General features: G+C 70.2%; 25 protein-coding genes. 6 read left to right on the plus strand and 19 right to left on the minus strand.

What is annotated here, in order from left to right; genetic code table 11:
- Window positions 1–336 precede the first annotated feature (336 nt).
- Window positions 337–510, minus strand: a complete 174-nt coding sequence (locus NS283_RS18905; protein WP_193751236.1) for a hypothetical protein — start codon at window positions 508–510, stop codon at window positions 337–339.
- Between the two features lie 101 nt (window positions 511–611).
- Window positions 612–2,066: a 30S ribosomal protein S1 gene (rpsA, locus tag NS283_RS09715; protein WP_058596663.1), complete on the minus strand. Its 1,455-nt coding sequence runs from the start codon at window positions 2,064–2,066 to the stop codon at window positions 612–614.
- Between the two features lie 401 nt (window positions 2,067–2,467).
- Between rpsA and NS283_RS09720 the strand changes: the two genes are divergently transcribed.
- Entirely contained in the window at window positions 2,468–3,460 is a 993-nt protein-coding gene (locus NS283_RS09720) for a 16S rRNA pseudouridylate synthase (protein WP_081317358.1), read from the plus strand.
- A gap of 3 nt (window positions 3,461–3,463) precedes the next feature.
- Here NS283_RS09720 and NS283_RS09725 read toward each other — a convergent pair whose 3' ends face one another.
- From NS283_RS09725 to NS283_RS09770, 10 genes are all read right to left on the minus strand, one after another.
- The gene (locus tag NS283_RS09725; RefSeq protein ID WP_058596664.1) at window positions 3,464–6,352 is read right to left on the minus strand and encodes a DEAD/DEAH box helicase family protein; all 2,889 of its coding nucleotides are present in this window, start codon (window positions 6,350–6,352) and stop codon (window positions 3,464–3,466) included.
- A 30-nt stretch (window positions 6,353–6,382) separates the two neighbouring features.
- On the minus strand, window positions 6,383–8,071 hold the full coding sequence (locus NS283_RS09730; RefSeq protein ID WP_058596703.1) for an ABC1 kinase family protein: 1,689 nt from the start codon (window positions 8,069–8,071) through the stop codon (window positions 6,383–6,385).
- A 70-nt stretch (window positions 8,072–8,141) separates the two neighbouring features.
- Window positions 8,142–8,720 carry a PadR family transcriptional regulator gene (locus NS283_RS09735; RefSeq protein WP_058596665.1) on the minus strand — a complete coding sequence of 193 codons (579 nt, stop codon included), beginning with the start codon at window positions 8,718–8,720 and terminating at the stop codon, window positions 8,142–8,144.
- A gap of 91 nt (window positions 8,721–8,811) precedes the next feature.
- Window positions 8,812–9,741 carry a hypothetical protein gene (locus NS283_RS09740; RefSeq protein WP_058596666.1) on the minus strand — a complete coding sequence of 310 codons (930 nt, stop codon included), beginning with the start codon at window positions 9,739–9,741 and terminating at the stop codon, window positions 8,812–8,814.
- A gap of 350 nt (window positions 9,742–10,091) precedes the next feature.
- Window positions 10,092–11,807: a glucose-6-phosphate isomerase gene (pgi, locus tag NS283_RS09745; protein ID WP_058596667.1), complete on the minus strand. Its 1,716-nt coding sequence runs from the start codon at window positions 11,805–11,807 to the stop codon at window positions 10,092–10,094.
- A 27-nt stretch (window positions 11,808–11,834) separates the two neighbouring features.
- A complete protein-coding gene (locus NS283_RS09750) occupies window positions 11,835–12,551 on the minus strand; it encodes an NUDIX hydrolase (protein WP_058596668.1) in 717 nt (238 codons plus the stop codon).
- 9 nt (window positions 12,552–12,560) lie between these two features.
- On the minus strand, window positions 12,561–13,121 hold the full coding sequence (locus tag NS283_RS18670) for a hypothetical protein (protein ID WP_058596669.1): 561 nt from the start codon (window positions 13,119–13,121) through the stop codon (window positions 12,561–12,563).
- Entirely contained in the window at window positions 13,109–13,924 is an 816-nt protein-coding gene (gene tatC / locus NS283_RS09760; RefSeq protein WP_193752663.1) for a twin-arginine translocase subunit TatC, read from the minus strand. Before tatC ends, NS283_RS18670 begins: the two co-directional genes overlap by 13 nt.
- Complete coding sequence (gene tatA, locus NS283_RS09765) at window positions 13,921–14,178, minus strand: twin-arginine translocase TatA/TatE family subunit (RefSeq protein ID WP_058596670.1); 258 nt, start codon at window positions 14,176–14,178, stop codon at window positions 13,921–13,923. The genes tatC and tatA overlap by 4 nt, the downstream gene beginning before the upstream one ends.
- 25 nt (window positions 14,179–14,203) lie before the next feature.
- Window positions 14,204–15,196, minus strand: coding sequence for a dioxygenase family protein (locus NS283_RS09770; RefSeq protein ID WP_058596705.1), 993 nt, complete (start codon window positions 15,194–15,196; stop codon window positions 14,204–14,206).
- A 167-nt stretch (window positions 15,197–15,363) separates the two neighbouring features.
- Here NS283_RS09770 and NS283_RS09775 point away from each other — a divergent pair, with 167 nt between their 5' ends.
- Genes NS283_RS09775 through NS283_RS09785 form a run of 3 tightly spaced genes read left to right on the plus strand, consistent with a single transcriptional unit; the run spans window position 15,364 to window position 17,314 of the window.
- Window positions 15,364–15,675 (plus strand): hypothetical protein, encoded by a 312-nt coding sequence (locus NS283_RS09775; RefSeq protein ID WP_058596671.1) that lies wholly within the window; start codon window positions 15,364–15,366, stop codon window positions 15,673–15,675.
- Complete coding sequence (locus NS283_RS09780; protein WP_058596672.1) at window positions 15,672–16,349, plus strand: response regulator transcription factor; 678 nt, start codon at window positions 15,672–15,674, stop codon at window positions 16,347–16,349. Before NS283_RS09775 ends, NS283_RS09780 begins: the two co-directional genes overlap by 4 nt.
- Entirely contained in the window at window positions 16,346–17,314 is a 969-nt protein-coding gene (locus tag NS283_RS09785) for a sensor histidine kinase (RefSeq protein ID WP_058596673.1), read from the plus strand. Before NS283_RS09780 ends, NS283_RS09785 begins: the two co-directional genes overlap by 4 nt.
- Before the next feature lie 37 nt (window positions 17,315–17,351).
- On the opposite strand, the gene NS283_RS09790 is transcribed toward NS283_RS09785, so the two are convergent.
- The 4 genes from NS283_RS09790 to NS283_RS09805 form a co-directional block, all read right to left on the minus strand.
- The gene (locus NS283_RS09790) at window positions 17,352–18,137 is read right to left on the minus strand and encodes an FAD:protein FMN transferase (RefSeq protein WP_058596674.1); all 786 of its coding nucleotides are present in this window, start codon (window positions 18,135–18,137) and stop codon (window positions 17,352–17,354) included.
- Window positions 18,134–18,688 (minus strand): FMN-binding protein, encoded by a 555-nt coding sequence (locus tag NS283_RS09795; RefSeq protein WP_058596675.1) that lies wholly within the window; start codon window positions 18,686–18,688, stop codon window positions 18,134–18,136. The genes NS283_RS09790 and NS283_RS09795 overlap by 4 nt, the downstream gene beginning before the upstream one ends.
- Before the next feature lie 11 nt (window positions 18,689–18,699).
- Window positions 18,700–20,130, minus strand: a complete 1,431-nt coding sequence (locus tag NS283_RS09800) for a ferredoxin reductase family protein (protein WP_058596676.1) — start codon at window positions 20,128–20,130, stop codon at window positions 18,700–18,702.
- Between the two features lie 104 nt (window positions 20,131–20,234).
- Window positions 20,235–21,062 carry an SDR family NAD(P)-dependent oxidoreductase gene (locus NS283_RS09805; RefSeq protein WP_058596677.1) on the minus strand — a complete coding sequence of 276 codons (828 nt, stop codon included), beginning with the start codon at window positions 21,060–21,062 and terminating at the stop codon, window positions 20,235–20,237.
- Between the two features lie 188 nt (window positions 21,063–21,250).
- Between NS283_RS09805 and msrB the strand changes: the two genes are divergently transcribed.
- Complete coding sequence (msrB, locus tag NS283_RS09810) at window positions 21,251–21,706, plus strand: peptide-methionine (R)-S-oxide reductase MsrB (protein WP_058596678.1); 456 nt, start codon at window positions 21,251–21,253, stop codon at window positions 21,704–21,706.
- 41 nt (window positions 21,707–21,747) lie between these two features.
- Complete coding sequence (gene msrA, locus NS283_RS09815) at window positions 21,748–22,302, plus strand: peptide-methionine (S)-S-oxide reductase MsrA (protein ID WP_058596679.1); 555 nt, start codon at window positions 21,748–21,750, stop codon at window positions 22,300–22,302.
- A gap of 40 nt (window positions 22,303–22,342) precedes the next feature.
- On the opposite strand, the gene NS283_RS09820 is transcribed toward msrA, so the two are convergent.
- The 3 genes from NS283_RS09820 to NS283_RS09830 are packed head-to-tail and all read right to left on the minus strand — an operon-like array spanning window position 22,343 to window position 24,536.
- Window positions 22,343–22,867 carry a GNAT family N-acetyltransferase gene (locus NS283_RS09820; RefSeq protein ID WP_241492225.1) on the minus strand — a complete coding sequence of 175 codons (525 nt, stop codon included), beginning with the start codon at window positions 22,865–22,867 and terminating at the stop codon, window positions 22,343–22,345.
- A complete protein-coding gene (locus NS283_RS09825; protein ID WP_058596680.1) occupies window positions 22,834–24,132 on the minus strand; it encodes an FAD-dependent oxidoreductase in 1,299 nt (432 codons plus the stop codon). Before NS283_RS09825 ends, NS283_RS09820 begins: the two co-directional genes overlap by 34 nt.
- Window positions 24,129–24,536 carry an arsenate reductase ArsC gene (locus NS283_RS09830; RefSeq protein ID WP_058596681.1) on the minus strand — a complete coding sequence of 136 codons (408 nt, stop codon included), beginning with the start codon at window positions 24,534–24,536 and terminating at the stop codon, window positions 24,129–24,131. The genes NS283_RS09825 and NS283_RS09830 overlap by 4 nt, the downstream gene beginning before the upstream one ends.
- Between the last annotated feature and the right edge of the window lie 6 nt (window positions 24,537–24,542).

Below are 24,542 nucleotides of genomic sequence, written 5' to 3' on the forward strand. Positions count from 1 at the left end.
CGTGAGGCAGTTCACTTCTAGATTTTGTCACTCGAACCTTGTGGATCTCACAGTGGGACCTATCTAAGAGATCAACGTCGTGAGAACCGGTCGAGGACCAGAACCAAAACTCTACACCATGTGGTGGGGGGTTTTGGGTTGTTCTCCGCTTGAGAGGACGCGGGGCCTTTCGGCCGCTCCGCTCTCCCCTGTGGGGCGAACAAGTAATAAGTTACGCGGATCCCGCGCACGCGTCCAATCCACACCACCGCCCGGGCGTGTCGCACCCCCGAAACCGCGGAAATCCGCGGTTTTCGCGAGTTCGGGCCGCACAGCCCGAGCTGTGGCCCCGGAGGGTCAGATAAGCGACGGGATCGATGCCAGCGAGGCCGTGGCATCCGTGTGTCCGCCGGTGAACTCGATGCCACCGAAGAACATGGCACCGATGACCAGAGCGAAGACGAACGCGATGGACAGGAACAGCACGGCCGAACCGGCGAGGGCGATCAGGAGCGGGAGTCGATTTGCCATGCGACGATCCTGCCCCGACGTCCACGGGGATCTCCAGGGGTTGCGCAGGAACGACGGAAGGCCGGCACCCCGAGGGGTACCGGCCTTCGATGAGGAACCGATCAGCGACCGGAGAGCTTCTCGCGAAGCGCAGCCAGCGACTCGTCGTCGGCGAGGGTGCCCTGAGCGGGCGACTCCGACGAGAACGAGCCACCGAACGAACCGGTGTCGGTGGGGTTCGCAGCCTCGGCCTCAAGGGCCTTGGCGACGGCAGCCTTGTGGGCCTCCCAGCGACCCTGGGCCGCGGCGTACTCCTGCTCCCACTGCTCGCGCTGAGCGTCGAAGCCCTCGAGCCAGGCACCCGACTCGGGGTCGAAGCCCTCGGGGTACTTGTACTCGCCACGCTCGTCGTATTCGGTTGCCATGCCGTACAGCGCCGGGTCGAACTCGGTGCCGTTGGGGTCGACGGACTCGTTGGCCTGCTTCAGCGACAGCGAGATGCGACGACGCTCGAGGTCGATGTCGATGATCTTGACGAAGACCTCTTCGCCGACCGACACGACCTGCTCGGCGAGCTCGACGTGCTTGCCGGACAGCTCGGAGATGTGCACGAGGCCCTCGATGCCATCCGCCACGCGGACGAAGGCACCGAACGGAACGAGCTTGGTGACCTTGCCCGGAGCGATCTGACCGATCGCGTGGGTACGGGCGAACACCTGCCACGGGTCTTCCTGGGTGGCCTTGAGCGAGAGCGACACGCGCTCACGGTCGAGGTCGACCTCGAGGATCTCGACGGTGACCTCCTGGCCCACCTCGACGACCTCGGAGGCGTGCTCGATGTGCTTCCAGGAGAGCTCGGAGACGTGCACGAGACCGTCCACGCCGCCCAGGTCGACGAACGCACCGAAGTTGACGATCGACGAGACCGTGCCCTTGCGGACCTGGCCCTTGTGGAGGTTGTTGAGGAACGTGGTACGCGACTCGGACTGCGTCTGCTCGAGCAGGGCGCGGCGCGACAGAACGACGTTGTTGCGGTTCTTGTCGAGCTCGAGGATCTTCGCCTCGATCTCCTGGCCGAGGTACGGCGTGAGGTCGCGGACCCGGCGCAGCTCGATGAGCGAGGCCGGGAGGAAGCCGCGGAGGCCGATGTCGACGATGAGGCCACCCTTGACGACCTCGATCACGGAGCCGGTGACGACACCGTCGTTCTCCTTGATCTTCTCGACGTCGCCCCACGCGCGCTCGTACTGCGCACGCTTCTTGGACAGGATGAGGCGACCTTCCTTGTCCTCCTTCTGGAGAACGAGGGCCTCGACGTGATCGCCGACGTTGACGACCTCGTTGGGGTCGACGTCGTGCTTGATCGAAAGCTCGCGGGAGGGGATGACACCCTCGGTCTTGTAACCGACGTCGAGGAGGACCTCGTCGCGGTCGATCTTCACCACGGTGCCCTCGATGAGGTCGCCGTCGTTGAAGAACTTGAGGGTCTTCTCGACCGCGGCCAAGAAGTCTTCGGCGGAGCCGATGTCGTTGATCGCGACCTGCTTGGTAGCCGGGGCGGTCGTTGCGGTAGTCATGTAGTGGGTTGTCCTAGTTGGGTTTGGTGTCGGGCTTCGGCTCCTGCGGCACGGCCCCGGATGAGGTCGAACCGGCCGGGCACCACTCGCCGGAGGGCGAACGAGAACCACGAGCCGAAGCGAAGCGGATTGTTTCGTGCGATGCCACCCGCTCACACCCGCGGTGCGGGGTAGCCAGACGAGTGACACTCAAGCCTAACGCATCCGCGACCCCGGATATCGACGAGACCGCGGTCCGCGGGACGCTCGGTCGGGCCGATAGGGCCTCTCGAACAGGGTCCGTCGGGGTGTTCTCGCCCAGCTTGCGTCCAGACTGCCGTGCCAGGCTCCCCGTTCCGTGCCCGTCGATCACGGGCAGGACGTGCTGTTTTCCACCGTCCTCGCGATACGAAACCGGTTTTATGAGTTCTGATTCGACGCCCACACACAACCGCCGCGCCCGCCGACTGGCGGCCCGCCGCTCCACTCGCCGCCCCGCGATCACCGCAGGGGTCGTGGCTCTGGGACTCGCGGCGACGGTGACCCTCACCGGGACCGCTCCCCTCGCTCAGGCCAACGCGGGATCCTCGCTCCTCTCGGCCTCGAGCATGCAGCTCGCCTCCTACAGCGCCCCTGTCGCGCCCGGCACGACGTCGGACCCCGACCGGGCAGACGCCCGAGCCGCCGAGCAGACCGCGGCAGCCTCGCTGCAAGCCGCGACGACGGTCCAGAACGACATCGCGGCATCCGGACTGGACATCGGCCAGCCTGCCACCGTCGACACCACCGCACTCCAGGCGGCCGCGGATCACCTGACCGCGGCGCAGGTGCTGCCGTCGACCTTCCTCCCCGGCGTGACCGGCGACGTGAAAACTGAGGCGACGGCCGTCGACCAGCGCGTCAGCGCTCTTCGCGGCAGCCTGGACGCGGCGATCGCGAAGAAGCAGGAGGAAGAGGCTGCGGAGAAGGCGCGCCAGGAGGCCGAGGCGGCAGCGGCCGCCCAGGCGAAGGCCGACGCGGAGGCGGCCGCGAACACTTCGTCGGGCAGTTCTTCCGGCGGCGGCGACTGGACGCCCGCACCGTCGTCGGGCGGCGGCTCGGGAGACAACAGCCCGGCGGGAGCGCAGGCCACCGCGCGCGGCATGCTGTCCGGCTACGGATGGGGCGATGACCAGTTCTCGTGCCTCGTCTCGCTCTGGAACCGCGAGTCGGGATGGAACTACCAGGCCTACAACGCCGGAAGCGGTGCCTATGGCATCCCGCAGGCTCTTCCCGGAAGCAAGATGAGCTCTGCCGGTGCCGACTGGCAGACCAACGCCGGCACCCAGATCGCCTGGGGTCTCGGGTACATCTCGGGTCGATACGGCAGCCCGTGCGGCGCGTGGGACCACTCACAGTCGACCGGTTGGTACTGAGCCTCAGCTCCACCGCACCATCGAGCGCGCCGCGCCGGAGAACGCTCCGGCGCGGCGCGCTTCGCTGATCACGGGGTCCCTCGTCGTGAGTCCGACCTCGTGCAGGGTCGCCGGGCCGATGCGGCGCTGCCACTCCTGAGCGAAGCGGTGGGCGACCTCACGCCGGCGACCGACATCCGCCGGCACCGCGAGGAATCGACGCGGACGAAGCCCACCCGTGAGTCCGAGCACAGCGCGAACCGGAGCCGACCGACCACCGCGATCGATCTCGAGAACGAACCGCGGCGCGCGCACGGGCGCGCACAGCTCGATCAGCGCTTGTCCGAATGCGGCGCGATCGGCAGGATCCGCGTGAGGGATGGACACGTCGAAACGCTGAACGACGGCGAGGGGATGGGAGGGGACGACCAGGGGCGCGCCCTCCCCCACAGCGACGCGACCGGCGTCGCCGAGCGCCGCCCACAGCACCTCGGCCATGCGCTGCACTGTCGCGGCGGGGTCGTGAACGCGACGTCGCCCCTGGCTCCAGGCGCCGCCCAGGGGTAGCGCCGCGAGACCACCGGCCAGAAGCGCGGCGCCCGCGAACGGCGGCGCCGCATCGGGGACGAGTGCAATGGCCCCGGACACCGCGACGCCCGTCGCGCCGACCGTGCCGAGGAACGCCGTGGCTACGGTTCGCGTGGCCGACACCGAGGTCGGGAACAGCGCGAAGCCTGGTCGGTGCTCGACGACGAACGTCTCTTCTTCGATGTCGTCATAGGGGTCGCCGATCCGCCAGAGGTCGCGGGTCTCGGCGCGCGACGGGATCGAGCGAAGGCTGCCGATCGCCGCCGGGGAGGCTCCCTGGACCTTCGCCAGGACGTCGGTCAAGGCTCGTCGTCGAGCGTGGTCGAGAGCACCGCTCAGGCCACAGACCACCCGCGCCGGGTCATCGACATCGACCCCCCAGAGCCTCGCGTGCTTGCGGCGGAGGCGGGTGGCATCCGGTTGCGCCTCGACAGACAGATGGGTCGGGATGAGCGCGGTCACCGTCCAGTTGTGCGCGGTCTTCTCAGCCCACGACGGGTCAAGGCGCAGAGTGCGGCCCCGCAGCTGCTGCATCGCCGCGTCGCCGGCCGCGGCGGTGAGGTCGACGAGGGTGTTCACGCGGGGGCAGTCCCAGCCCTCGCCGAACAGCCCGCGCGTCCCGACGACGACCTGAAGCCTTCCCGCGGACAACAGCCGGGCGGCGGCGCTGACGATGCCCGCCCCGGCGATGCCGCGCACCTCGAGCACGGACGGATCGTCGTCCACGGGGACCGCCGTCACCTCGACGCCGAACTGGGAGACGAGAGCGGGCAGGACAGCGGGCGCGTGACGGCGCGAGAGGCGCACGGTGGACGAGGTCACGAGCATCGCCGGAAGCGCTGCGGTGGCGGCATCGGCCGCCAGCACCGAGAAGGTCCGCACGGCTCCCGCGGCGCCGAGCAGGCCGCCGTGCACGTTGCCGTGTCGCGCGAAGTCCGTCACGACGAGAGCGCAGAGACGCTCGCCCATGACGGCATGCTCGGCGGCGATGATGTCGCATGCCCCCTGGTCCTTGGCGAGTGACGACGTCAGAACCGAATCGATGGGATCGCGCGTGCGACGCACGCCCTTGTCGGTGAGGGCGTACCCGAAGTCGGCGAGGAGCGCACGCAGACGCTGCCATTCCTGCGCGCGAGCGGGGTCGGGAAGCACCTGGTCGAGGGCGAAACGGCCGAGGAGGCGCAGCGTCTCATCGGTGGTCGGCGGGCGACGCGCGAACTCCGGCAGGTGCGCCGTCACCGGGTCGTCCGGGGCGACGAGGAAGAGCATCGCGGCGGCCGCCTCGGCGCCCGCGAAATCAGCGACGAACGCCGCGGCGAGCCCGCCGTCGATGTCGTCGACGCGCGCGCCGTCGACCGCCGGTTGCAGGATGCCGAGCAGACTCGCGCGTCCGGAACCGACGGCGAAGCTCGTGCGCAGGGCGACCCCGAGAGCCTCGGCGTGGGCGCTCAAGAACAGCCGCTCCTCGGCGGTGGGCTCGACGACATGGACGAGCTCGCGGTACGGGGCGAGGTCGCCCTCGCGAACCACCGCCGGCACGGGCACCTCGAGATCGACCTCGCCGAGCAGCGAGATGTAGTTGTCGTACTCGTCGGCGTCGTCGGGAGTCGGCAGAGTCGCGGTGAGACCGATCACCAGCGGTTCGCGGCCGGCGGCCCGGAGCCGCGCGATCAGGGCCGCGACGACGAGCGCCCAGTGGTCGAGGAGATGGTGGCACTCGTCGAGCACGATCGTCTCAACCCCGCCCGCCACGAGGCGATCGATGAGGTCGCGCGCGTTGGGATGGAGCGCGGCGGTGAGGACGGTGGCATCCTGTCGCGACAGCGTCCGGCGGACCGCCCGGGCACGGGCGCGGATACCTCGCCGGTACGCGGCGGGATTGCTCTCGGCCAGCGCGTCGAGCCAGACGATCGCGGCGTCGGGCGACCGGTCGTCGGCCTCGAGCTCCTCGAGCCACCTGCCCCGCGCAAGACCCGCGAACGGCGAGGCGGAGTCGAGCACGCTGATCGACTGGTAGGTCAGCGCGGTGAGGTCGGCCGGAGCGGTCGGATCGCCCGAGACCGCCGCGTCGTCGTGCGCGAGAGCTCGCGCCGCGGTGACCCATTGGTCTCTGATCGCGAGCGTCGGCGCGAAGACCACCGTCTTCTTGCCCCGACGAGCGGCCAGCAACAGCCCCACGAGGGTCTTGCCGGACCCGGGCGGTGCGACGAGGTGCAGCGGCTCCCCCGCGTCGACGTCGACCCGCCGCAACGCCGCCGCCTGGTAGGCACGAAGCGTTCCGTCGAAGGTCCACCCCGCGAGCGGGCGTGCAGGGTCGGGGCGCACCCGGACAGTCTAAAGAGGACGACCGCTCCGTCAGGCGCCGTTGCGGCGAGCGATGATCCCCGCGAGGAGAGCATGCGACAGCGGCGCGAGAGAGGCGATAACGAGGATCGTGCCCCAGAAGCCCTGGTCGGACTGCAGCAGGATGCCGCCGATCAAGAGCCCGGTGAACAGGACCGCGGAGACGACGCGGCGGATCATCCGCTCGAGATCGCGCAACCGGCGCTCGATGCGCGGTGTCTGCACCGAGACGGCCCCCTCTTCGAACCGCGAGATCAACGTGTCGAGACGGCGCGGGAGGCGCGCCGTCACGGCGGCTACCGCTCCGACCTCGCGCACGAGCGCTTGGGCGGTGTTGCCGCTCTCTTCACGGATGAGGCGTTGCGCGTAGGGCTCGACGGCATCCCAGATGTTGAAAGCAGGGTCGAGAGCGCTGCACATGCCGCTCGTGAGCGACATCGCGCGGACGATCAAGAGGAAGTTCTCGGGCAGCTGGAACGGGAGCGTGCGCACCACGTCGCCGAACTCGACGGCGAAAGCGCGGAACTCCCGCGGGTCGACCTCTTGCAGCTCGGCGAAGCCCATGCCGCCGAAGCGGGAGAACAGCTGGGTCATCGCCCGCTCGAGCTGCACGGTGTCGGCGGAGGGAAGGAGGACGCCGATGTCACGGATGCCGTCGACCAGGCCCTTGCCGTCGCGCGAGGCCGCGGCGATCAGGACGCGCCGGAGACCGCGCCGGAGTCCGGGCGGGACCTCGCCCATCATGCCGAAGTCGATGAACGTGAATCGCCACGCCGGGGCGCCGGGGGCCGCATCGGAGTCCGGAGTCGACAGCGGGGTCACGAACACGTTGCCGGGATGCGGGTCGGCGTGGAAGAACCCGTCTTCGAAGAGCTGGTCGAACATCACCGACGCGAAGCGTGCGGCCACTTCCGAGGGGTCGATGCCGGCGGCACGGAGCGCCTCGACGTCGTTGATCTTGATCGCCGAGACGTCCTCGAGGGTCAGCACGCGTCGTGTCGTGCGTTCCCACGCCACGACGGGAACGGCGACGCCGGGGTTCCGAGCGAAATCGGCGGCGAAACGCTCGGAGTTCGCCGCCTCGTGGAGGTAGTCGATCTCTTCGAGGCTCGTGACCGCGAACTCCTCGACGAGGGCCGGCATGTCGACGCGATCCGACACGATCGAGACCTTGCTGAGCCACCGCCCGACCTTGCGGAGGGCGCGGAGGTCGACGTCGACGATGCGGTCGATCCCGGGGCGCTGGACCTTGACGACGACGTCGCGGAGCCCGCTCTCGTCCGCCATCGCGTCGGTGAGCGTCGCCCGGTGCGCCTGCCCGAGCGATGCAGCCGCGAGCGGACGCTCATCGACGAAGGCGAAGGCGCGGGTCAGTGGCATCCCGAGCTCTTCTTCGATGCGCTCGCGCATCTCGGCGAACGGCACGGCGGGCACCTCGTCCTGCAGGCCCTCGAGTTCTTTCGTGATGATCGGCGGGAGCACGTCGAGGCGCGACGACATGAACTGCCCGACCTTGATCATCAGTCCGCCGAGATCGACGGCGAGGACGTGGAAGCGCTGGGCGATCCGCAGGAGCCGCCGGGTCCGGCCCCGGGCGGAGATCCACCCGAGGCCGAAACGCGGAAGGAACAGCTCGTACCACCACGCCTGCACGAGGTAGCGTGCGGCGAAGCGCGTGATGCGCCGGTAGCGCGCGCGCATGAGGGCGTCGTCGGTCAACGGGACTCCTGGATGCCGACGTGCCGAGGGCACGCGCCGAGTACGGGCAACCTCAGCCCTGGGCGAGGATGGAGTAGAGCTTGCGACGGGCGTCGTCGAGGATCTCGACGGCCTGCGCGACCTGCTCCTTGTCACCCGTGCGGGCCACCTGAGCGGCAGCCTGGGCGAGCTCGACGCCCGCCTTCGGCAGAGCGGTCATACGACCGCCGTCACGGGATCCCGCGGACTCCCAGGGGGCGCTGCGCTCCGTGGTCTCGTCACCGGCCGCGGCGCGGCCCTCTTCGGTGAGCGAATACGTCTTGCGACCGTTGGACTCCTCGGCGCGGACGAGTCCTTCATCGGTCAGCAACTGCAGGGTCGGGTACACGGAGCCCGGGCTGGGCTTCCACGAGCCGCCGCTGCGCTCCTCGATCTCGCGGATGATCTGGTAGCCGTGCATCGGCTGCTCGAGGAGAAGGGAGAGGACGGCGGAGCGCACGTCTCCCTTGTTCATGCGAGGGGCGCTGCTCGTCTTCTGCTCGAACTGCGCCCGCAGCTGTTCCATGGCCTCGAGGATGTTGGACATCGGCCAGCCGGGGGTACCGCTGCCGCCGCGCCCGCCGAACGCGTCTCCCAGGAATGAACCACTCATGACGACCTCCTTCGCGCGGACCCGATCTGAGTCAGCGATACATAACGATATATCGTTATGGAGCGGTCGAGGTCGACCACGGAGCTTTTTCTCAGTACCAGTTGGTCGCCTGCGAGTGACCCCACGCGGCGCACGGGGTGCCGTATCCGCGGGAGATGTAGTCCAGACCCCACTTGATCTGCGTCGCGGCGTTGGTCTGCCAGTCGTCGCCGAAGGTCGCCATCTTGTCACCGGGGAGCGACTGCGGGATACCCGTCGCACCGCTGGGGTTGTAGGCCTGGTAGTTCCAGCCCGACTCCTTGGTCCACAGCGAGGAGAGGCAGGAGAACTGGTCGTCGCCCCAGCCGTACTGCTGCGCGGCGAGCTGGGCGGCGTACTCCTTGGCACCGTCGGGCGTGTTGACGCGCGCGAGGGCCGCGGCCTCATCGGCCTTCCGCTGGGCTTCGGCGGCAGCCGCCGCCTCCGCCTTGCGCTGCGCCTCAGCCGCGGCATCCGCCGCCGCCTTGGCCGCGACCGCGTCGTTCAGACTGCCGCGCAGAACGGCGACGCGATCGTTCACGCGCTGCGTCTCGACCTCGGCGTTCTGACTGAGCGCCGGCAGGAGCACCGTGGGAAGCAGATCCGAGGTCGACAGACGATCGACCGCATCGTTCAGCGCGGCGGTGTCGACGCTCGTGTCGCCGACCGACAGCGGCAGACCCGCCGTCGCGATGTCGGCCTGCACGGACGCGGCACCGGACAGCGCCGACTGCGCGTCGGCAGCGGCGGTGTCGGCCGATGCCGAGACCGCCTGCAGCGTCGGCGTCGAGCCGAGCGTCGCCAGCGGCACGGTCGCGGGCGAGGCCGTCGCCGCGGGGGCACTGAACGCGGACGCCGAAGCGTCTGGCATGGAAAGGGGTGCCGCGACGGCGAGACCGGTGGTGGCGATCATGCCGAGGGCGAGGCCCGCGCAGGTCGCCGCGGTGGCGAGCGTACGACGGGCGCGATGGACGGGAACGAGCTTGAGGTCGGAACGCAGCAAGAGAGCACTTTCGTCGGGGGCGCGCTCTCGGGTGGAGCGCGGATGTGTGCCGTCGGGTCGACACAAGTCCCCGAGTGTGGGTGGCTGTTCTGAGCGTTATCTCTTCGTTACCTGGGAGGGTCGTGGGAGGGGGCAGGCGCGAGAGACCGCGCCTCGTTGAGGGTCGAGACGTCGCGAGGCTTCTCGGATCGCGTGCGAAGCTCCGAAAATTTCACGCCCCTGACCGGGTATTTCTTCACAAACCTTAGAGTGAGGGTTGAACGGCTCGTCAGCGACGCGTCTCAGGCCCCGAAACGTGAGGAACGCGGGCTGATCCGCGACGGAAAAAAATCGCGGATCAGCCCGATTTCTCAGGCGCGGTGGTCGCGGTAGTACGCGAGGAGCGCGGCCGTCGAAGCATCCTGGGCCGCGAGGGCGTCGTCGTCGCCCTCGATCGCCGGGGCGATCTGCAGGGCGAGCTGCTTGCCCAACTCCACACCCCACTGGTCGAACGAGTTGATGCCCCAGATCGTGCCCTGCGTGAAGGTGATGTGCTCGTACAGGGCGATCAACTGACCGAGAACGGCAGGCGTGAGCGAGGGCGCGAAGATCGACGTGGTCGGCCGATTGCCCGGGAAGGTCCGAGCGGCGACGAGGGCACCCGTCGTCCCTTCGGCCTCGACCTCTTCAGCCGTCTTTCCGAACGCCAATGCCTTGGTCTGGGCGAGGAAGTTCGCGAGGAACAGGCCGTGCACATCGCGGCCGTCGTCGGCCAGGGGGTAGGCCGGGTTGACGAAGGCGATGAAGTCGGCGGGGATGAGACGCGTGCCTTGGTGGATCAACTGGTAGAACGCGTGCTGACCGTTGGTACCGGGCTCTCCCCAGAACACTTCGCCGGTGTCGGTGGTCACCGGGGTGCCGTCCCAGCGCACGGACTTGCCGTTCGACTCCATCGTGAGCTGCTGGAGGTACGCGGCGAAACGGTGCAGCTGCTGCGCGTACGGCAGCACGGCGTGCGACTGCGCGCCGAGGAAGTTCGTGTACCAGACGTTGAGCAGCCCCATGAGGACGGGCACGTTCTGCTCGACCGGGGTGGATGCCACGTGCTCGTCGACGGTGTGGAAACCGGCGAGCAGCTCGCGGAAGGCGTCGGGGCCGAGTGTGATCGCCAGCGACAGACCGATCGCGGAGTCGACGGAGTAGCGGCCGCCGACCCAGTCCCAGAATCCGAAGGCGTTCGCGGGGTCGATCCCGAAGGCCGCCACCTTGTCGAGCGCGGTCGAAACGGCGACGAAGTGGTGCGCCACGGCGTCGGTGCGTGCGGCGTCGGTGTCGTCGATCGCCCCCGCCGCGGCGAGCTTCTCCCACAGCCAATCGCGGGCGAGCCGAGCGTTCGTCAGCGTCTCGAGCGTGGTGAAGGTCTTGGAGGCGACGATGAAGAGCGTCGTCTCGGGGTCGAGGTCGGCGGTCTTCTGGGCGATGTCGGTGGGGTCGATGTTCGACACGAAGCGCGCACGGATGCCGGCGTCGGCGTAAGGGAGGAGTGCCTCGTAGACCATGACAGGTCCGAGGTCGCTGCCGCCGATGCCGATGTTGACGACGGTCGTGACCTTCTTGCCGGTCACGCCGCGCCACTCCCCCGAGCGCACGCGGTCAGCGAAGGCGCTGAGACGGTCGAGCACCTCGTGCACATCGTGGTCGACCTGCTGCCCGTCGACGACCAGCGCCGGCTCGGCGCCGGCGGGTCGGCGGAGCGCCGTGTGCAGGACCGCGCGGTCCTCGCTGGTGTTCAGGTGGGCACCGCGCAGCATCTCGGCGAAGCGTTCGCGCACGCCGGTCTCGCCGGCGAGGTCGATGAGGGCGTCGAGCACCTCGGGGGTCACGAGGTTCTTCGAGAGGTCGACGTGCAGGTCGCCGACCGTGCGGGTGAGGTCGCGGACCCGGTCGGCGTCGGCGGAGAACCAGCCGCGGAGGTCGGGCTGGAATGAGTCGCGCAACGCGGAGAGGCGGGACCAGGCGGCGGTGGTGGTGGGGTCGATAGGCGCAGTCACGGTGTCCACGCTAGCGATCCCCGCGCCCGTGCACATCGCGGATGACGAAGCCCGGGGAAGACGCTAAAGATCCGCGGGCTGGGGAGGAGATGTCGGCGCCTGCTCGGGCAGCGCGATCTCGCGAGCGGCATCCCATGGTTCGGTCCAGCCGAGCAGGTCGAACAGACCGTCCAGCACCATCGCGGTGAAGCCCCAGACCGTCTGCGGCCCACCGACCGTCTCGAGCGCGAACGCGGGCCCCCGCCACACCCGCCCCTCGCGTCGGATGACCGTCGACCCTCGACGGCGCGGATCGAGCAGATCCGCCACGGGGGCGCGGAACACCTCGGCCGACTCAGCCCTGTCGACCGCGCGAACCGGTGTCGGGCGCGACCACCAGCCGATCACCGGGGTCACCTCGTGCCGCGAGAACGCGAGCGGCACGGCCGGAAGCGTCCCCAGCACATCGACCCCGTCGGGATCGAGCCCCGTCTCCTCGCGCGCTTCGCGCAACGCCGCCGCCACGGCATCCGCGTCCCCGGGATCGACACGGCCGCCCGGGAACGCGACCTGGCCCGGGTGCGCCCGCAGGGTGGAGGCGCGCGCCAGAAGGAGGACGTCCAGGTCGCTCGGCACGTGCGCCGCCTCGCGGAGGCTCGGGATGCCGTCGAGGACACCGAACAGGATGAGCACCGCGGCGGCTCGCACCTCACCCTCGACGGGCAGCGCCCGGAGGGCGGGCGAGAGGTCACCGGGCCCCCGCGCGAGGAGGGCTTCGAGCTGGGCGCGGGGCGAGGACATACGTCGAGGCTATGCCGTGACGGGGATGCGCGTGGTCGCGTCCTCCGCACCGGTGGCCGCAACGGAGTCCGCGGCGCGGTCCTCGGCCGGGCCCGGGTCTGCAGTGTCCGCGTCGGGGGAAGGCTCGAGGGGGACCTCGATCCACCGCGGGTGCGCCGAGGTTCCGACCCGGATGCGGCGCGTCGGCACACTCGGCGGTGCCGTGACGGGACCCGAGGAAGGATCCGCGGTGTCCTGTACCGTCTTCGCGACCGACTCGGGCCGGACCGGCGCGGACTCTCCCCCGCCCGCGTCGGTGGGGACGGATGCCGCGACCGGCGGCGCCGCGAGAGCCTCGGAGATGATCCGCCGCGGGTCGTATCGCCGTGGGTCGAGCGCGCGCCATTCCGTCGCATCGGTGGGGACTCCGAGCTCGATCGCGGCGCGCTCGCGGGCGGCATCCACCGTCCGGCGGAGCCCCCGCACGAGCGACGCGAGGCGCGCGACGACCCCGGGGAGCCGGTGCGGGCCGATCACGACCGCGGCGATGAGTCCCACGACCAGGAGCTTCTCGAACGTCAGACCGAACACGGTGTCTCCTCCGGGATCGAGGCCGTCGCTGACCGGGCGAGGGAGCGATCGTGCAGGGCAGCGATGGCGAGCGCCGCGGCGAAGAGAGCGGTCATGGGGATCGCGATCAAGAACATCGACATCACGTCGGCCGACGGCGTCGCGAGGGCGCTGAACAAGACGATGGCGACGACCACATACCGCCAGCTACGCGCGAAGGTGCGGGCGGAGACCATTCCGGCGAGGTTGAGCACGACCAGGACGACCGGCAGCACGAAGGCGACACCCGTGGCCACGACGATCTTCAGGATGAAGTCGATGTAGGCGCTCGCGTCGAGGATCGTGGAGTCCTCGCTCGAGGCGACCCCCGCGAGCACCGACACCATGTGGGGGAAGAGCAGCAGGCCGGTCGCGCATCCCGCGGCGAAGAGAGGAGCCGCGGCTCCCACCGAGCCCAGGACGTACCTGCGCTCCCGGCGGGTGAGACCGGGGAGCACGAAGGCGAACAGCTGGTACAGCCACACCGGGCTCGACAGCACGAAGCCCGCGACCAGGGACACCCGCAGGCGCAGATCGAAGGCTCCGGTGACGCTGTCGAAGTTGAGACTCGCGTTGCGATCGGCCGCGATCTGCGCGATCGGGGCACGGACCAGATCCATGACCGGTTCGTACAGGAACCAGCCGACGACGGCGCAGACCGCGACGGCCACCGCCGCCCGCACCGCGCGCCGTGTCGCCTCGTGGAGGTGGGCGGCGACGGGCATGGGGGCCGACCGCGGCGCCTCGGGTCGAGTCGGCGCGACAGCGGGGGCGGCGGTGGTCATGTCGTGCTCGGCGGGGAGGAGACGGGCACGGCCGTCGTCAGCGGGATGCGGTCGTCGACGCGATCAGCCGCGGCGGCGGCGTGATCGGCGGGGGCGGCGGACGCCTCGGTCCGGGATTCGCCGACCTCGGACTTGAGGATGCGCACGGACTGGCCGAGGCTGCGGGCGAGCGCCGGTAGCTTGGCGGCTCCGAAGATGAGGACGATGACCGCCAGCACGATGAGGGCGTGCCATCCGGTGAGGTTCTGCAGCATGAGGAGGGTTTCCTTTCGGTTCGGGTCAGCGCCCGCCGGGCGCTCCGCCGGGGGCGGCGCCCGCGGTCGGGGTGGTGGTGGTGTCGACGCGGACGCCGAGGGAGACGGTCCAGCCCGAGGCGTTGTCGCCGGAGGTGGTGGCGAGCTGGAGGACTCCGCCGTCGTCGCCGAAGACGTTGTCGCTGTCGAGCGAGACCCGGGACAAGTTGGACGCGGACGACGGGTACAGGCTCGTGTCGGCGTAGACGACGTCGCAGGTGTCCTTGGGCAGGGCGACCTGAGAGGTGGCGATCGCGTTGGACGCGTCGGTGATGGAGTCGGCGCTCGGGTAGACCTCGAAGTGGATATGCGGCCACCGGCCGTCGTAGCAGCCGGGGAAGATCGAGGTGAACGACACGACGCCGTCGTCGCCGACGATCTGGACGCCGCGGAGGTACGTCTCGTTCTCGATGCCGGACGAGTACATCGAGTAATTGCCCTCGGTGTCGCAGTGCCACACGTACACAGCCGCACCGGTCATCGGGGTATCGCCGTTGGCGTCGTCGAAGATCGTCAGGTTCAGGGTCATGGGAGTGCCCGACGCGGTCGCGCCGCCGTCGAGGCTCGAGCGCAGATCGCTGCGGATGATCCCGGACTGCTCCAGGACGTCGGCACCGTTGGACCCGTCGCCGGGGTAGGGGCCGGCGGTCTCGTCGGGGATCTCCCCGGCGGGCAGGGCCGCCGCGACGCTCGACGCGCCGGCGGTCGGCGTGGCGGAGGCGGTCGCCGTGGGGCTGGCCGACGCGGTTGCCGTCGCGGTCTTCGTGGGGGTGGCGCTGGACGCGGCCGGGGCGCACGCGGCGAGCGTCGCGGTGCCCGCGCCGAGCACGACGAGACCCAGGATGCCGCGGCGAGAGACGAGGGTGCGGATGTCGAAGGGCGCCCCCTGGTCGACGACGGGTTCGTCGGCGCGGTCGAGGAGTCGGCCCTCGTAGGCGGGGCCGTCGGGGGTCATCTCGGTTTCGGGGATCCTGCTCATGGTGTCCTCCATCGGTCGGGGCGGGGTCGATGGATCGAGGATCGCCGGTGGACCCTCTCGGGCCCCTCACCGATCCTGTGCGCCGCCTATGAACGTTGGAGCCCCGGACGCTGACGATCGCCCCACTGCTGTGGTACTCGTGTGAGGATGAGGGCGGGAGGATCGCGATGCCGGAACACCTGCACGCCGTGACGCTCGTTGTGAACATGCCGATCACCAAGATCGACGCTCTCGACACGATCGCCTTCGCCGCCGACGGAGGTGTGGAAGGTGCCGGCACGACGAGCCCGCGCGTCTGGCTCGCCCCGCACGCGTGGGCCGAGGTCGAGATCCCGAAGTTCGCCGATCCCCCGCCGTTCGCGATCGACATCTACTCCGACGTGTCGGGCGCGGTGGCGTGGGCTCAGGCTCGACGACTGTTCGCCGCGCTCGAGCGGTTCGGGTGGGACGTGAGCCCGCCCCACGCGGGGGTGCAGTGAGCGAGACCGCCGAGCCAAGGCCGCGTCTGCTCTACGTCGAGGACGACGCCGAGATCGCCGCGATGACGATCGAGGTGCTCGGCGAGATCTACGACGTCGTGCACGAGAACGACGGCGTGGCCGGCCGAGACCGGGCGCTGCGCGACAGCTTCGAGGTGATCCTCCTCGATCGGCGCCTGCCCGGCCGCGACGGAGCCGAGATCGTGCGCGACCTCCGAACCGCCCACATCACCACCCCCGTCCTCATGCTCACCGCACTCGGAGCCGTCGCCGACCGCGTCGAAGGGCTCGATGCGGGAGCGAACGACTACCTCCTCAAGCCGTTCGACTTCGAGGAGCTGCTGGCGCGCCTGCGAGCCCTGCGGCGCGCGTTCCGAGCCGAAGGGCGCCGCCGAGCGGTCGCCGAGTGGACTCACCTCCCCGACACGGCCGTGGTCTACGGCCCCTTCGGCGAGCGCGTCGCCCTCACCTCGACCGAGAACGCCGTTCTCGAGCTGTTGAGCCGCAGCCCCGACCACGTCTTCTCGCGCGAAGAGATCGCCCGCGCGGTGTTCTCGTCTCCGGATGCCGTGACCACCGTCGACACCTACGTGCACTACCTGCGCCGCAAGACCGCGACCGACCTCGTCGAGACCGTGCGCGGGCGTGGCTATCGAGCGGGGGCCGCGCGGTGAGCGTCGACGACGATCGCCGCGTCGTGCGCCGCGCCGCCCTGCGGGTCGGCACGCTCGTCGCGGGAGCCTCGGCGGTCGCGATCGCCGTGGGAGTCGGCATCCTGGTCATCGTTCTGATCGCGCAGGCCCGCACCGAGGGCGGGGGTCGGCACGGCCCGGGTGGCGCGCCCCTGGGCGATCGGTTCGTCGTCGACCTCGATGACGTGCTGCCCTGGGTGGTCGGCCTGGGTCTGGTCGGCGTCGTGGTGCTCGGTCTCGTGGGATGGGCCGCGGCCCGCTGGTCGGTGCGTCCGCTGGACGAGGCTCTTCGTCGGCAGCGCGCGTTCGTCTCGGACGCGAGCCACGAGCTGCGCACGCCCCTGACCGCGCTGACCAGCCGCATCCAGATCGTGCAGCGACGCCTACGGCGCGGCGAATCGCCCGATGACTCCCTCGACCAGCTGCGGCGCGACGCGCAGATCATGGACGACGTGCTGGCCGACATGCTCCTGACCGCCGAAGGCGATGTCCGCACGGGCACCGCGCGAGTCGACGACAGCGTGCGGGTGGCGACCGCGACCCTCGCCTCTCTCGCCGCCGAGGCCGGAGTGCGTCTGCAGCCGACGCGGCTGACCGACGCGACCGTCGCGGTGCCCGCGGTCACCGTGGTGCGCATGTGCACCGCCCTGCTCGACAATGCCATCGGGCACGCGCCGGTGGACTCCGAGGTGACGATCAGCGCCGATGCCGATGAGCACGACGTCGTCGTCCGCGTGGAGGACGAAGGCAGCGGCATCCGGGATGACGATCTGCCCCGCATCTTCGAACGGTTCGCCCGTGGGGCCGAGTCGGGTCGGCGGCGCGGCTTCGGGCTCGGACTCTCCCTGGTTCGCGAGGCGGCGACCCGGTACGGCGGGAGCGTCGAGGTCGAGCGCACCTCGCCGTCGGGAACGGTGTTCGCCCTGCGCCTGCCCCGCGCCCGCTGAGGGCGTCGGGCTCAACGTCGCCCACGCGCGCACCGACTCAGTCGAGCAGCGCGTCCCGGAACGCCGACACCTCCATCCGACCGGCGAAGCGCCGGGTGCGTCCGTGCTCCCAGACGAGACCGGATGCCACGGGTGCGACCGGCATCCAGTCGAGATCGTCGATCCCGGCGATGGCCGCCACGGTCGCCCATGCATCGGCGGTGGTGAGGTCGTCGGCGATGACCGTCGCACTCACGGGACCGGAGAGATGCACGCCCGTGCGCGGGTCGATGAGGTGGGCGCCGCGCTCGGACGTCCCCGAGGTGGCCACGGCCCCGTCGACGAATCGGACGGTGGCCAGCAGCTCGCCCTCGTGGGTCGGGTGCGCGACGCCGATGCGCCAGACGTGGTCGCTCGTCGGAGCGGTGCGCAGACGCATGTCACCGCCCACGTTGACGCCGACGGCCTCGATCCCGCCGCGGGCGAGGAGATCGTCGAAGGCCCGGGCCGCGGCATCCGTCGACCATCCCTTGACGATGCCGGTCGGGTCGAACCAACCGCGCCAGTGCGCGTCGAAGCGCCCGCCGCTGCGCTCGCGCAGATCACGACACAGCTCCGCCACCTCGGTCACCCGCGGATCGAGGTCGCCGAGCTCGAGGGCGTCGTCGCGCAACCGCGAGATGTCGGAGTCGTCGCGGTAGGTCGAGAACACCCGCTCGTCGTCGCGAAGACGCGCCACGCACGCGGCGATCGCGTGCTCCACGGCCACGGTGCGCTCGCCGAGGACGGTGATCGAGGCGACGGTCCCCATCACGGGCTCGACGACCGTGAACGCGCCGGTCATGCGCGGGCCCGGTCGAGCGCGGACTGCAGGGAGGTGCGGTACCCGGTGCTCGTGTACGTGGCGCCCGAGACCATGTCGACCTGGGCGCTCTGCGCCTGCACGGTCTCTTTCACGAGGATCGGCAGCGCGCGCGAGTTGATCTGCTGGTCGCGTCCGTTCTCAGAGGGGTACTGCGGCACCTGGACGTCGGTGATCGCCCCTCCCGACACGGTGATCTGCACCTGCACGGGACCGAAGCGCGTGCTGGCCGTCTGACCGGTGTACGTGCCATCGGCGAGGCCGCTCGACGACGTCTGCGCGGTCGACCCCGACGACCCGCTCGATCCGGAAGACCCGCTCGACCCGGAAGACCCGCTCGCGGCGGAGCCGGATGCCGAGGGGCTCGGCTTGGCCGTCGTGGTTCCCGTGGCTGCGTTCGCGCCGGAGGTCACCCCCGTGGAGGAGGTCTCCGCGAGAGCGCTCGCCGACTCGGAGACCAGCGAGGTGCGGTAGCTGAACAACAGGACGAGGCCGGTGACGGTCGCCATGAGGGCGTAGACGATCTTCTTCATGAGCGGTCTCCTCAGACGGTGAAGGCTTCGAGGTGGATGCGGTCGGCGGCGACGCCGGCGCGGCGGAGGTCTGCGCGCACGGCATCCATCCAGGTCGGGGGTCCGCAGAGGAACACGTCGGTGTCCGCGGGTCGCGGCGACACGTAGCGGACGAGATCGGCACCCGCCCATCGCGCGTGCGAGGCCGGCAGCCACGACGAGGTCGTGTGGGCGCGGGGGCCGGGAAGAGGCGCGTGGCGCAGCCCCCGCTCCCGCACGAGGCGGTCGATGGCATCGGTGCGCAGGGCGTCGGCGGCCGTGTGGTCGCGGACGAGGAGCGTCGCGCCGCCCGGCTGCCAGTCGGCCTCGTCCAGGATCGCGACGAGGGGCGCCACTCCCGCACCGGCACCGATCATCAGCAGGTGTCCGCCGCGACGCTCATCGGCTGTCATCGTGCCGTAGGGACCCTCGACGAGAACCCGCGTGCCCGGGCGCAGAGCAGCGAGTCGGTGGGTGCCGTCGCCCACGAAGCGAGCCGAGATCACGAGTTCTCCACCCGACGGGTCCGCGGCGAGCGAGAAGGGGTGTCCACGCGACCAGCCCGGACCGTCCAGGAAGCGCCAGACGAAGAACTGCCCGCCGCGTGCCTTCAGCGCATCGATTCGGCGTCCGGTCATGCGCACCGAGACGCCGCTGCGGCCATCGGGCTCGACGGCACTGACCCGGATGCCATGGCGAAGCGACCGCGCGAGCGGAACCCCGAGCCGGAACACGATCACCGCGGCCATCGTCACCGCCCACATGGCCCACCAATACACCGTGGCCGAGCGGGAGACGATGAAGTCGGCGCCGGTCCACAGCATGTGCGGGACAGCGAGGCCCACCCCGAGATAGCCGTAGAGGTGGAGGAGGTGCCACGACTCGTATCGGAGTCGTTTTCGGGCCTTGCGCACCGAGGTCACCACGACGAGCAGCAACAGCGCGGTACCCGCGGTCGCCAGGAGCATTCCCGGGTAGTCCCAGATGAACTGCCACGCCTGCTCGATCGGATTGACGTCCGCGGCGACCGCGTAGCCGAGGATCTGCAAGCCGATGTGCGCCGTGAACAGGGCGAACGACCAGAAGCCGACGATCCGGTGCATGCGGGTGATGCCGTCGCGCCCGAACCCGCGCTCGAACAGCGGCACACGAGCCATGAGCAGCACCTGGTAGAAGAGGAGGTTCGCGGATGCCAGCCCCGCGGCGCGACCGAGGGCGTTGAGCGAGTCCGCTCCCCCGCCGAGCAACGACTGGATCTCTCCGCCCGCGATCCAGACGGCCACGACGATGAGACTCGTCGCCCAGACGACGACGATCGCCGCGAGGTTCCAGAGCGATCGGGTGCGCGCCGCGCTCCGCGGGGAGGAGCGAGCGCGGCGCATGGCTGCCACGGGCGGGGCGGAGAGGGCGGGTGCTGCGGTCATGCCCTCACGATGCCCAGGCGCTCCCCAGACGGCTCCAAGAAAACCGCGTGGTGGTCACCTCCATGGTCGATCCAAAGGAAAGACCAAGCTTTTTCGGCCCGCGGTCAGTCGTCGACACCCGCCAGCACGGCGCTGCGCTCCCAGAGCGCCTTCGCGACCGCCGGATCGTCCGCGAGACGGTTGGTCCGCGCCGGCTTGTTGTTCGCGTAGAACCCGCCCGGTTGCCAGTCGACCCCGGGCTTGCCCAGGGCGAGCCAGGTGAGCCGTGCACCGCCGACCGCGGTCGAGGTCATCAGACGCTGAGCGAGCGGGCCGCCGTACAGGAACTTCCACGGCCCGTCGCTCGTCGATCCGAAGTTCGAGGCGATCACGCCGGGGTGGAAGGCCACCGCGGACAGCCCCCGATCGCCGAAGCGTCGGTTGAGCTCCTTCGTGAAGAGAACGTTCGCGAGCTTCGCGTTGCCGTAGGCCGTCGTCGAGGAGAAGTGATTCGCTCCCTGCAGATCGTTCAGATCGAAGCGCGGGAAGAGCTTGGCCGCGGCGCTCGAGGTCTGGATCACCGAGGCGCCGGATTCGATGAGGCGCTCCCGCAGCAGGTTCGTGAGCAGGAACGGAGCGAGGTGGTTCACCTGGAACGTCGTCTCGTACCCGTCGGCCGTGAGGGTACGCCGGCCGAACACTCCCCCGGCGTTGTTCGCCAGCACGTCGATGCGCGGGTATCGCTCGAGAAGGGATGCCGCGAGCTCCCGCACCTGCGACAGGTCGGTGAAGTCCGCGACGAAGGAATCGACACCGAGAGTCCGCGCGACCCGGGCGGTCTTCTCGGGATTGCGGCCGACGACCACCACCTCTTCGCCGAGATCGTTCAGCTGCTTCGCCGACGCGGCACCGATGCCGTCGCTGGCGCCGGTGATGACGATGGTGCGGGTCATGCGTACCTCCTGGTCGATGAGCTGAACGCTAATGCGCACGCCGATGAGAACAGCGGGGCTTGCCCTCGGCATCCGGGACTCCTGAGAACTCACAGCCCGCTCCCAGCCCCGCGGGACCAAAAAGCGCGGGCGCCGCGTTCTCTCCTGTGACGCCCGCTTCGGAGTGTCGAGACGAGAGGATACGAACCGTGAGCACGGAGTACCGGAAGACGTCGGAGGCGCTGGGCCGCCTCACCGACCGCCAGTTCGCCGTCACGCAGGACGACGCCACCGAGCCGCCGTTCCGCAACGAGTACTGGGACAACCACGAGGACGGCATCTACGTCGATGTCGTATCAGGACAGCCGCTGTTCTCCTCGACCGACAAGTTCGAGAGCGGCTCGGGCTGGCCGAGCTTCACCAAGCCGATCGACGATGCCGCCGTCGTGACCAAGACGGATCGGAGTCTGTGGATGACGCGCACCGAGGTGCGCTCGGCGGGGGCCGACAGCCACCTGGGCCACCTCTTCGACGACGGCCCTCGACAGGCCGGCGGGCTGAGATACTGCATGAACTCGGCCGCCCTCCGATTCGTGCCCGTCGCCGAGCTCGAGGCGCAGGGATACGGCGCCTACCGTGCGCTGTTCCCGGGGAGCCGCGCCTGATGAACCTCTTCTCTTTCCGCAACCGCAAAAGGAGCCACACCATGACCAGCGGACCCACCGACACCGGCGAGATCACCCGCCGCCCCGGCACCGAGACCGCCGTCCTCGCCGGCGGCTGCTTCTGGGGCGTCGAAGACCTGATCCGCCGTCAGCCCGGCGTGCTCGACACGCGCGTCGGCTACACCGGCGGACAGAACGACCACGCCACCTACCGCAACCACCCCGGTCACGCGGAGGCCGTCGAGATCGTCTTCGACCCGACCCGGACGTCGTACCGCGACATCCTGGCGTTCTTCTTCCAGATCCACGACCCTTCGACGCTGAACCGTCAGGGCAACGACATCGGCACGAGCTACCGCTCGGCCATCTTCCCGCTCTCCCCCGAGCAGGAGAAGGTCGCGCGCGACACGATCGCCGACGTCGACGCGTCCGGCATCTGGCCCGCCAAAGTCGTCACGACGATCGAGCCCGAGGCTCCCTTCTGGGAGGCCGAGCCCGAGCACCAGGACTACCTCGTGCGGATCCCGAACGGGTACACGTGCCACTTCGTGCGCCCCGGCTGGGTGCTGCCCAAGCGCGAGGAAGCCTCCGCGTAAGCGTTTCCGGGGCCCGGATGCCATGGCATCCGGGCCCTTGTCATACCCGGTGGCTGCGCCTCTCGATGAGCACGGTGTCGCGCCAGCGGCCGGCCACGTCTCGACCGATCCGCTCGCGCGTTCCGACCGTGCGGAAGCCGTGGCGGGCGTGAAGAGCGAGCGACGCGGTGTTCTCAGGAAAGATCGACGCCTGGATCGTCCAGATACCGTCGGCCTCGGTCGAATCGATGACCGCGTCGAGCAGTGCATGCCCGATTCCCTGTCCTCGACCGTCGGCCTCGACATAGACGGAGTGCTCGACGACCCCGCGGTAGACCGGCCGTGACGACACGGCCGACACAGCCGCCCAGCCCGTGATTCGACCGTCGATGAGCGCGACGAAGCGGTGCGCGTCGAGCTTTCCCGTCGCGAAGTCGACCCAGGTCGCCGGGGGTGCCGCTTCGAACGTGGCGTGACCGGTCGCGATGCCCTCCGCGTAGATGCGATGCACCTCCGGCCAATCCGCCTCGGCCAACGGGCGCACCGTCGTGCTCACGCGCAGCAGGACCCCGCGTCGGTCGTGCACACGCCCGTCTCGGGCAGCACGAGATCGACCTGCCGCGCCGCCACCCGGTCACCTGCGAGCTCGGCGGCTATCGATCGCACTTGCTCGTACCCGGTGAGCAGCAGGAATGTGGGCGCTCGACCGTACGACTTCATGCCCGCGAGGTAGAAGTCGGGCTCGGGGTGGGTGAGCTCGGCGACGCCGTGCGGCGGCACCGACCCGCACGAGTGCACGTTCGGGTCGATGAGCGGGGCGAGGGCACGCGGCGCCTCCACGATCTCGTCGAGACCGAGGCGGATCTCGGCCAGCATCGACAGGTCGGGGCGAAATCCGGTGGCATTGACGATCACGTCCACCGCGACCGCGAACGCCTCGCCTGCGCGTCGACCGCTCACGCGAACTCCGGCGTCGGACAGCCGAACATCATCGATCTCGAACGAGGCGATCTGCTCGACACGGCCCGCGGTCACCAGGCCGTGGACCGCCGCACCGAGGCGCCCGCGGGCGGCGAGGTCGTCGGCCGCGTCGGCGGCGAGGCGCGCGGTTCCCTCGTTGCGGACAGCCCACGAAACGCGTGTCGTCGGCTCTTCCTCGGCGAGCGCGGCGAGGGCGATGAGGGTGTTGGCCGCCGAGTGGCCCGCGCCGACGACGAGCACCCGACGACCGGCGAAGCGCGCGCGGTCCCGCCGCCCCACGTCGGGGAGCGCTGTCGTCACCCGATCGCCGAGGTCGCCCTCCGGGGCGAGGCCGGACGACAGCAGTGAGCGCGGCGAGTTCGTCGTGCCCGAGGTGTCGATGACGGCCCGGGCCATGACATCCGTGGTCCCCTCCGCCGTGCGCAGTCGAAGGACGAAGGGGGCGGCCGCACGGCCGACCGAGCGCGTGCGGTCCATCCCCTGGCGGGAAACGGCCTCGACGCGCGCCCCGTATCGGAGGACGGATGCCAGGGCGGCGGTGCGAGCGAGCGGCTGGAGGTAGAGGTCGATCAGCTCGTCCCCGGTGGGCAGGCCCTCGGCATCCGGAGCGGTCCACCCCTCGGCCTCGAGCAGCCGCTGCGCTGCCGAGTCGACGACGTAGCGCCACGGCGAGAACAGTCGGGTGTGACCCCATTCGCGGACGGCCGCGCCGACGGTGTCGCCCGCCTCGAAGACGACGACCGGGAGCCCGCGCTCGATGAGGTGGGAGGCCGCGGCGAGGCCGACCGGGCCCGCACCGATGACCGCGATCGGAAGGCCCGCGCGACGGTCGACCTCCGGCCGCGGCGGGACCGTGAGGGTGAGGCTCACGCCTCGACCCCCAGCTCACGCAGCAGCGTGGTGACACGCGCCTTGATGTCGTCGCGGATCGGGCGAACGTCGTCGAGGCCCTTGCCCGCCGGATCGGTCAGTTCCCAGTCCTCGTAGCGCTTGCCGGGGAAGATCGGGCACGCGTCTCCGCAGCCCATCGTGATGACCGCGTCGGACGCACGCACGTCGTCGGTGAGCAGGAGCTGCGGCACTTCCGCGCTGATATCGATGCCCTCCTCAGCCATTGCCGCGACAGCCATCGGATTGAGGGCGTCACCTGGGGCGCTGCCACCGGAGAGCACGCGCACCCGCTCGCCCCCGAGGGCTCGGGCGTAGCCGGCGGCCATCTGCGAGCGCCCGGCATTGTGCACGCAGACGAAGAGGATCGTGGCGGTGTCGGACATTGCTTT

Source organism: Microbacterium testaceum, assembly GCF_001476285.1.
Lineage (GTDB): Bacteria > Actinomycetota > Actinomycetes > Actinomycetales > Microbacteriaceae > Microbacterium > Microbacterium testaceum_B.